Raw genomic sequence first — 8,345 nt, forward strand, 5'->3', positions numbered from 1 at the left:
ACATTGACAGGCACCTTCAGGGGTGCCTTTTCAGTTTCCGGTGCCTGGGCGGAAAACGCATTGCGAATAATCTACCAAGTTACTATATATTATCCCGCCAAATCCGTATGTTTGCACGATTATAATCAGCGTGTAAAACAAAGTGGCTTTTTACATTACCTATATTGTCGTTGCCATCGTGTTATTCGCATTCATTGCGCTGTTTACGCTGTTTGCGGTATACAGCGAGCGCAAGGTTGCCGGGTTTGTGCAGGATAGGCTCGGCCCCATGGAAACGGGCCGTTATGGCAGCCTGCAGACCCTTGCTGATATCCTCAAACTCGTACAGAAAGAATTCATTACCCCCTCGGCCGCGGACAAGGTATTGTTTGCCGCCGCACCTGTCGTTATTTTCATTGCCGTATTTCTCGGCTTCGCGGTGATGCCGTGGGCACCGGGGCTGGCTCCCGCGGCCGTGCATCTGGGGCTGTTTTATGTCATCGCCGTCATTTCCGTAGACGCCATCGGCCTGCTCATGGCGGGCTGGGGATCAAACAATAAATTTTCACTGCTCGGTTCCATGCGCGCCGTGGCACAGATCGTATCGTACGAGATTCCGGCGGGCATCGCGCTCATATCCGCCGTGATGATTGCGCAGACGCTCAACATGCAGGAAATAACGCTCAACCAGGGCATCCATGCAGAGGCACCGGCGCTTTTTCTGGGGATATGGGATGTCGGCGACATCGGCGGGCTGCTGGCCTGGAATGTGTTCCAGGCACCGCACCTGCTCTTGGCTTACATCATCTTCTTCATCGCCTCGCTTGCTGAATGTAACCGGGCACCCTTTGACATCCCCGAGGCAGAGTCGGAACTGGTGGGCGGATTCCATACAGAATACGGTGGGCTACGCTTTGCGTTCATCTTCCTTGCTGAATATGCGATGATGTTCCTGGTGGCCATGATTGGCGTGGTGGTTTTTCTCGGCGGATGGAATACACCCTTGCCCAACATCGGGTCGCTGAAACTCGCGGAGTGGACAACCGGACTGGGCTGGGGAATCGGCTGGACATTGGCTAAAACGCTGCTCGTGGTGGGCGTACAATTGTGGATACGCTGGACTTTGCCCCGGCTTCGTGCCGACCAGCTTATGTCATTATGTTGGAAAGTGCTTACACCGTTGGCTTTCCTGTGCATGGCCCTTTCTGGAATATGGCGGGTATGGGTGATCGGTGGTGGGTGATCGGTGAACGGTGGTGGGTGGTCTGTGAACGGTGGTGGGTGTCTATAACTAAAAATATGTTTAAAACAGCGTTACATGCATTTATTACGGCGGTCAAGGGGTTACGCATCACCTTGGCACACCTCGTTGGTGCCCGCCGATCGCGGAAGGCACTGGATGTGCGTAAGGCTGATTATTTCACCAACCAGGACGGCGTCACCACCGTGCAGTTCCCGCGGGAAAAAATGCCTATACCCGAGGTGGCGCGCTACCAGCTGGATGTAGAAATAGATGACTGCATCGTATGCGATCTCTGCGCCAAAGCGTGTCCGGTGGACTGCATTACCATCGAGTCCATTAAGGCCACGGACGTCATCGGGAAAACTTCAGATGGCAGCGTAAAGCGCCTGTATGCGGCCAAGTTCGACATTGACATGGCCAAGTGCATGTACTGCGGACTTTGTACCGTCGTATGCCCCACGGAATGCATCACCATGACTGATCAATACGACCGCAGCACCCCCCGGCTGGCGGATCTCACTTACTCTTTTGCCGAGATGGCGCCGGAAGAGATAGCGGCAAAGAAACGGGAATGGGCAGCATTCCAAGCTGAGAAGGAGGCAGCTAAAGGCCGGTAATGGATATGCAGACGATTGTCTTCTACAGCTTGGCTTTTGCAGCGGTTTTTTCGGCTATCCTACTGGTGAGCCTGCGTAATATTGCGCGGTCTTTGTTCCTCTTTTTCGTGGTACTCTTTGCCGTTGCCGGCCTGTACCTGTTCGCACTGGCCGATTTCGTAGCCATTACGCAGGTGATGGTTTATGTTGGGGGTATTTTGATACTGATGCTGTTTGCCTTCATGCTTTCCAACCGAGAGATGTTCCGCCAGCTGCAACGCGGGACGGCACATTTTATTGCCATCCCGGTCTGGCAGGCTCTGCCGATAGCGATATTGTTTTTAACGGTAATGCTGTATACTGCCCTGCACGTCGGCCGCAACGAGCCACCCTGGATAACCGCTTCGCGGGAGGCCGGCACCGTTATCCGCGCTGCGGACAATACGGTGGAGCAACTGGGCGTGCATACCATGACCCATTACCTGCTACCCTTCGAGGTGGTATCCGTATTGCTGATGATGGCTTTGATCGGCGCTGCACACCTGGCGCGGAAGGAGGGCGACGCATGATCACCATAACCCACTTCCTTGTCGTCGGTGCCTGGCTTTTTTCCATCGGTCTCTATGCGGTGCTGGCCCGGCGCAACGCCATCCTCGTGCTGGTGGGCATCGAACTGATGATTAATGCTGCCATTTTGAACCTGGTAGCCTTCGGCCGGTACGACAGTAGCCTGTACGGCGGACAGGCATTCGCGCTGTTTGCCATCGTATTGGCAGCCGCGGCAGTGGCCGTAGCCCTGGCTATCATCCTCAACGTATATAAGCACCATAAAACGGTAAACCCGGAAGATATTAGTGATTTAAAAGATTAACGAAGACGCCCTTGCCTGTGCCGACACTGACATATCCCCTTCTGGCCACCCTTGCCGCGGTGCTGATGCCTTTCTTGGCGTTTCTCCTTACCGCCGCAACCGGCAAAAAAGCCCGGAACGGTGCTGTCTCCATCGCCGCTATCTCGATTAGCCTGCTGGCAGCGGCCTATGTATTCGCTCACGTATGGGGCAAAGACCCCATCCATGTTCAGTGGCATTGGTTTTCCATTGGCCGACAGGCGTTCCATGTGGGATTGCTGGTAAATAACGCATCTGCACTCATGCTCTTGCTGGTCTGCCTCGTGGCGCTTCCCGTGCATGTGTACTCCACCGCCTACATGAAGGGCGACCCCGGCATCCACCGCTATTGGGCTTATCTCAGCCTGTTCTGCTTCGCCATGCTGGGGCTTGCCGTGGCCGGCAATCTCCTGCTTATGTACATTTGCTGGGAGCTGGTGGGCTTTGCCTCTTACCTGCTCATTGGTTTCTGGTTCACCCGCGATGCAGCCATACAGGCCAATAAGAAAGCGTTCATCATCAACCGCATCGGCGACCTCGGGTTCCTGCTTGGCATCGCTATCCTCTACAGCGGCTTCGGCACGCTGGATATCCAAGTGCTGTTCGGAACGGATACGCCCGCCGTATCCGGCACCGGAAACCTTACCCCCGGCTGGTTTACGGCAGCCGGACTGGCCTTCTTCCTTGGTGCCATGGCCAAATCGGCCCAGTTTCCGCTGCACGTATGGTTGCCGGACGCCATGGAAGGCCCTACATCGGTATCGTCGCTCATCCACGCGGCCACCATGGTGGCTGCCGGGGTGTTCCTGCTTGCCCGTGTCTTCCCGTTGTTCGACGGAACCGTCCTGTTCGTCATAGCCGTTACCGGTACGGTGACGGCCTTCGCCGCCGCCTGCTTCGCCCTTACGCAATACGACATCAAGAAAATACTGGCGTTTTCAACCATTTCCCAACTGGGCTTCATGATGGCGGGCATCGGCTTCGGCATGTACCACGTGGCTTTGTTCCACCTCACCACACACGCGTTCTTCAAATGCTTGCTGTTCCTCTGCGCCGGTGCGGTTATTCATGAGATGCAACACGTTAAGCAAAAGCTCGGGCATGACTTCGATCCGCAGGATATCCGTAACATGGGCGGTCTCCGCAAGCACATGCCCATCACCTGCGCCACCATGTCTATTGCAGCCCTTGCGCTGGTCGGCTTCCCGCTCACCGGAGGATACCTGTCAAAAGACGCGCTGCTGGTTCACGGCTTTGAGTGGGCCGCTACGCAGCATGGGATGGCCCTTGCCGTTCCCTGCGCGCTTGCTGTTGCCAGCATGTTGACCGGCTTCTACAGCTTTAGGCTATTGGCTAAGGTGTTCTTCGCGCAGCCGGCAGCGGGCCCACTGACCGGATCGCACGCTACGCTCCATGATGCGCCGCTGCCCATGCGCATTCCGATGCTGTTCCTGGCAGCCTGCTCGCTCTTTCCGCTGTTCACGTTCCACCCGCTGAACGACGGACACGTCTGGCTGCTCCGGGGCTTGGCGCCGGATGCCACGCTCCCGCCCCTGCGTTTGCTGCATTTCGCCATACCCATACTGGCCACCATAGCCTCCGTAATCATAGCCACCGTCACGTGGCGTTGGTACGTACTCGGCAAATACCCGCTGAAACCGCAAGGTGCGCTCTACCGCCTTTCGCTGCACCAGGGTTACCTTGACGCGCTGTACATGCGAGCTATCATCCCGCCGCTGATGCGGCTGTCGGCAGTGCTCTTCTGGTTGGACAGACATGTTGTGGACGGCTTCGTCAATGGCCTGGCCGCAGGAGGGCGTGCACTGGCGTCCGCCGCTGCCTGGGCCGATTACCGCGTGGTGGACGGGCTGGTTCGGATGACTGGTAAACTGGCGCTTGGCTTGGGTAATGCCCTCAGGCGCTCCCAGACGGGCAGGGTACAGCATTACCTGGCCCTGGCGTTTTTCCTGATGGTGGTAATGTTGCTTTATTTTATCTTCGCGCGAGCATGAATACACACCTGTTGACCTTACTGATTTTTACGCCGCTGGCTGCGGCCGCGCTGATGAGCCTGGTGCCTTCCCGCGGAAAAGGCCTGCATAAATATATTGCACTCGCTACGGGAATACTTCAACTGGTGCTCAGCGGTGCAATGTACTACCTGTACCGGCCCACAGAAGCCGAACACGGCATCGCTGATGAACAGCTATACCAGTTTGCCAGCCATGTGCCCTGGATACGGTTGGACATGGGCAGCCTGGGGCGCCTGGAAATCGATTATGCCGTGGGCGTCGACGGCCTGTCCCTGCCACTGCTCTTCCTCTCGGCCCTGGTAATGGTTATCGCCGTGGGAGCCTCCTGGAAGGTCGCCAAAAGCGTCAAAGGCTATTTCATCCTGCTGATGATACTGAACATGGCGGTGATGGGCGTCTTTTCGGCGCTGGATTTTTTCCTGTTCTATGTGTTCTATGAGCTGATGCTGCTTCCCCTCTATTTTCTTATCGGTATCTGGGGCGGCGCCCGCCGGGAATATGCAGCCATCAAGTTTTTCCTCTATACACTGTTCGGTTCCGTATTCATGCTGCTGGTCATTGTGGGCCTCTACTTCTCGGTAACCAACCCCGCTACCGGCGCGCATACGTTCAACATGCTGCTTATGATGGATCCGGCCAACCATGTTCCCGGCTCCGTGTTTTCGGCATTGGCCGGACAGGAACTGTTCGGGATACCTGCGCGGCTCCTGGCCTTCATTGTCCTGTTCATCGCTTTTGCCATCAAGGTGCCCATCGTACCCCTCCACACGTGGCTGCCGGACGCACACGTAGAGGCGCCTACACCCATTTCCATTATCCTTGCCGGCATCCTTCTCAAAATCGGCGGGTACGGTATCCTGCGCATCTGCTTTGGAATTTTTCCCGATGCCGCCCTGCAGTCTGCATGGTGGCTCGGCCTCATCGGTGTGGTGTCTATCATTTACGGCGCGCTGGTAGCCCTCGCGCAGCGCGACCTGAAACGGATGATTGCCTATTCGTCGGTTTCGCATATGGGTTTCGTGCTGCTCGGCGCCGCCTCATTCACCACAGAAGGCATGGCTGGGGCGGTATTCCAGATGATCAGCCATGGATTCCTCTCCGCTGCGCTTTTCTTTCTGGTGGGTATGCTGTACGACCGGGTGCACGACCGCAACATTTACCATTTCAGGGGGCTGGCAAGCGTCATGCCACGGTTTACGGTATTCGTGGCCATCGCATTTTTCGCCTCATTGGGGCTGCCCGGATTTTCAGCTTTCATCGGCGAAGCATTTGTCATCATAGGCGCCTTCATCTCCGGCAGCACAAACGGCATCCTGCCGGAATGGATGGCCATCGCTGGGTCCATCGGCATCCTGCTGAGCGCCGCATACTTCCTCTGGACGCTGCAGCGCATGTTCTTCGGCCTGCCCCGCCTCAAAGGGGGCGATGCCTGGGCCGCGGCGCTCCGCGCTGATGCCTCGGCACGTGAAACGCTCATCATGGTACCCCTGATAGGGCTTGCACTGCTATTGGGTGTATATCCTGCGCTCGCACTGGACCACATCAATACTTCCGTGCTGGCGCTGGTCGAATGGGTTAACAAGGTTAGGTAACTGCATCACGATAAGCACGCCATGGTTGAATTACTACCCGACATCAGTAAGAAACTGGATCACATCCTCGCCGGACTGCCCGGCATCCTGCCCGAAATGGTGCTGGCCGCCGCCTTCATCGCCAGCATCTTTTCCGGATTGCTGGTAGACCGCTGGTGGAAGCACGGCACCTTCGCCCTTACCTTAACCGGCATCGGCGTGGCTGCCTGGTGCAGCGCCTGGCCGCTGGCCCCGCCCTACGGCGGCAACCTCCTGTTCGGCATGGTGATGCCCGACGGACTGGGCCAGTCCGTCCGCCTCCTCACCGCACTCGTCTGCGCACTGTTTGCCGTGGCGGTAAACGCAAACCCTGATTTCACTGTGCACCGCAAACGGACGGCAGACCTATACAGCGTACTGCTTGCCCTGCATATCGGGCTCAATCTCATGGCCATGGCAACCAACTGGCTAATGCTGTTCGTGGCTATTGAAATGGTGTCCGTCGGTTCCTATGTCTTGGTCGGCTACCTTGCCAAAACCCGGCAGCATACCGAGGCGGCCATGAAATACGTCCTTTTCGGTGCCGCGTGCTCCGCCGTGATGCTTTACGGCCTGTCGTTCCTCTACGGCTTTACCGGCCAATTGGACTACACCGCCGCCGCCTACCACGATGGACTGAACGCCATGCCCCCGGCGCTGGTTACCGTGGCGCTGCTGCTGGTATTCGCCGGCATCGGCTTCAAGCTGTCATTCGTGCCTTTCCATTTCTGGACACCCGATGTATACCAGGGTGCTCCCACGCCTGTCACGGCGTTCCTTTCCACAGCACCGAAAATCGCCGGGATGGCCATGCTGGGCCGTATCCTTCATGCCTCCCCTGTAGACAGCGCGGCCCTGGAGAACCTGCACCTCATACTCATCGTTGCCGCAGCCGCCACCATGCTGCTGGGCAATCTGGCTGCCCTGCGGCAGACCAACGTGAAGCGCATGATGGCTTACTCGTCCATCGGCCATACCGGTTTCCTGATGATGGCCGTACTGGCCTATGCCTCTGGGGAATACACCGTCCTGCTGTTTTACCTCGCGGTATATGCACTGATGAACATGGGCGTGTTCATGCTGGCCGACTATATCGAGGGCCGCACCGGGGCGGACGACGTGGATGGTTACCGCGGCCTGGGAAAGGTGCTGCCCCTGCCCTTCGTCTGTTTCGTTATCTTGCTCGTATCACTCACCGGACTCCCCCCTACCGCCGGGTTCATAGCCAAATTACTCGTCTTCAGCGCGGCCTTCAGCAACTGGCAGCTCCACGGCGATCCGGGGATGATGGCTCTCCTCATCATCGGAGCCCTGACCACCGTGATTTCCTTATTTTACTATTTTAAAGTGCCGCTGAATGCCTTCCTGCGGAAAAGCAGCAGGACGCCCGGATTGCGCCCCTTGCCCGCCGTCACGGTATGGGTGGTCGCGCTGCTGTCGGCGGCGGTACTTCTGTTGGGTGTTTTTCCCGGCTGGCTGATGACAGCCCCTTAAATACGATCGCAGCTAAATGCTGTTTACCGGCCAGCAGCATAACCGTCACCGGCGCATGCGTAACGGCGCCCACAAACATTCTCTTGAGTTAGTTTTAAAGGAATGCAGTCGCCAGTCAAATAGACGACCGCGCTTCGGATATGGCGACCTATTGGGTTCCGTATGCTCAAAAGCAGCTGATCGCGCTACCGGAGGGGAAGATGGTAACCCAGCATTACAGTAACTTCCTGTATTATATGGAGCTTATGGAGCTCAGGTTAACAAACGACATAGTTGTTCCGTACCGCGTACTGCAACGTACACTTTTCTTATTCCATATGCTGGAAGACCTCCATCAACGATTAATCGGGCATTAGAAAAGGAGTGCTGTACCCTCCTGCATCACTAACAGGCCGATGATAACAGATCAATGGCCATAAACCCTGATTTGTCTTTTATGGGCAGTGTATTGGGGTCACGTGAACCTTAATCAATTCCGGTCGGCGACAATACAGTGCCCGT

General features: G+C 56.7%; 9 protein-coding genes. 8 read left to right on the forward strand and 1 reads right to left on the reverse strand.

Going from position 1 to position 8,345, the window contains the following annotated elements:
• Positions 1–142 precede the first annotated feature (142 nt).
• The 6 genes from nuoH to BM030_RS13895 are packed head-to-tail and all read left to right on the forward strand — an operon-like array spanning position 143 to position 6,332.
• Positions 143–1,222 carry an NADH-quinone oxidoreductase subunit NuoH gene (gene nuoH, locus BM030_RS13870; RefSeq protein WP_090974201.1) on the forward strand — a complete coding sequence of 360 codons (1,080 nt, stop codon included), beginning with the start codon at positions 143–145 and terminating at the stop codon, positions 1,220–1,222.
• 56 nt (positions 1,223–1,278) lie between these two features.
• Positions 1,279–1,839, forward strand: a complete 561-nt coding sequence (locus tag BM030_RS13875) for a 4Fe-4S binding protein (RefSeq protein WP_090974202.1) — start codon at positions 1,279–1,281, stop codon at positions 1,837–1,839.
• Between the two features lie 5 nt (positions 1,840–1,844).
• A complete protein-coding gene (locus BM030_RS13880) occupies positions 1,845–2,387 on the forward strand; it encodes an NADH-quinone oxidoreductase subunit J family protein (protein ID WP_244518948.1) in 543 nt (180 codons plus the stop codon).
• A complete protein-coding gene (gene nuoK, locus BM030_RS13885; RefSeq protein ID WP_090974204.1) occupies positions 2,384–2,689 on the forward strand; it encodes an NADH-quinone oxidoreductase subunit NuoK in 306 nt (101 codons plus the stop codon). The genes BM030_RS13880 and nuoK overlap by 4 nt, the downstream gene beginning before the upstream one ends.
• A gap of 17 nt (positions 2,690–2,706) precedes the next feature.
• Positions 2,707–4,719 carry an NADH-quinone oxidoreductase subunit 5 family protein gene (locus tag BM030_RS13890; RefSeq protein WP_244518950.1) on the forward strand — a complete coding sequence of 671 codons (2,013 nt, stop codon included), beginning with the start codon at positions 2,707–2,709 and terminating at the stop codon, positions 4,717–4,719.
• Positions 4,716–6,332 (forward strand): complex I subunit 4 family protein, encoded by a 1,617-nt coding sequence (locus tag BM030_RS13895; RefSeq protein ID WP_090974205.1) that lies wholly within the window; start codon positions 4,716–4,718, stop codon positions 6,330–6,332. Before BM030_RS13890 ends, BM030_RS13895 begins: the two co-directional genes overlap by 4 nt.
• Before the next feature lie 33 nt (positions 6,333–6,365).
• Here the strand turns inward: BM030_RS13895 and BM030_RS20340 are convergent, their stop codons facing one another.
• Positions 6,366–6,497 carry a hypothetical protein gene (locus tag BM030_RS20340; RefSeq protein ID WP_262987343.1) on the reverse strand — a complete coding sequence of 44 codons (132 nt, stop codon included), beginning with the start codon at positions 6,495–6,497 and terminating at the stop codon, positions 6,366–6,368.
• On the opposite strand from BM030_RS20340, the gene BM030_RS13900 reads away from it, so the two are divergent.
• Both BM030_RS13900 and BM030_RS13905 read left to right on the forward strand, forming a co-directional pair.
• On the forward strand, positions 6,471–7,844 hold the full coding sequence (locus tag BM030_RS13900; RefSeq protein WP_244518952.1) for an NADH-quinone oxidoreductase subunit N: 1,374 nt from the start codon (positions 6,471–6,473) through the stop codon (positions 7,842–7,844). The genes BM030_RS20340 and BM030_RS13900 overlap by 27 nt on opposite strands.
• 140 nt (positions 7,845–7,984) lie before the next feature.
• Positions 7,985–8,200 carry a hypothetical protein gene (locus tag BM030_RS13905; protein WP_090974207.1) on the forward strand — a complete coding sequence of 72 codons (216 nt, stop codon included), beginning with the start codon at positions 7,985–7,987 and terminating at the stop codon, positions 8,198–8,200.
• Positions 8,201–8,345: the final 145 nt, after the last annotated feature.

It is taken from the genome of Parapedobacter composti (assembly GCF_900112315.1).
GTDB lineage: Bacteria > Bacteroidota > Bacteroidia > Sphingobacteriales > Sphingobacteriaceae > Parapedobacter > Parapedobacter composti.

What these genes read in the sequence shown, in the direction of transcription:
- BM030_RS13905 (WP_090974207.1), top strand. Translation starts at nt 7,985, where the DNA reads ATGGCGACCTATTGGGTTCCGTATGCTCAAAAGCAGCTGATCGCGCTA.
- nuoK (WP_090974204.1), top strand. Translation starts at nt 2,384, where the DNA reads ATGATCACCATAACCCACTTCCTTGTCGTCGGTGCCTGGCTTTTTTCC.
- BM030_RS13875 (WP_090974202.1), top strand. Translation starts at nt 1,279, where the DNA reads ATGTTTAAAACAGCGTTACATGCATTTATTACGGCGGTCAAGGGGTTA.
- BM030_RS13880 (WP_244518948.1), top strand. Translation starts at nt 1,845, where the DNA reads ATGCAGACGATTGTCTTCTACAGCTTGGCTTTTGCAGCGGTTTTTTCG.
- BM030_RS13895 (WP_090974205.1), top strand. Translation starts at nt 4,716, where the DNA reads ATGAATACACACCTGTTGACCTTACTGATTTTTACGCCGCTGGCTGCG.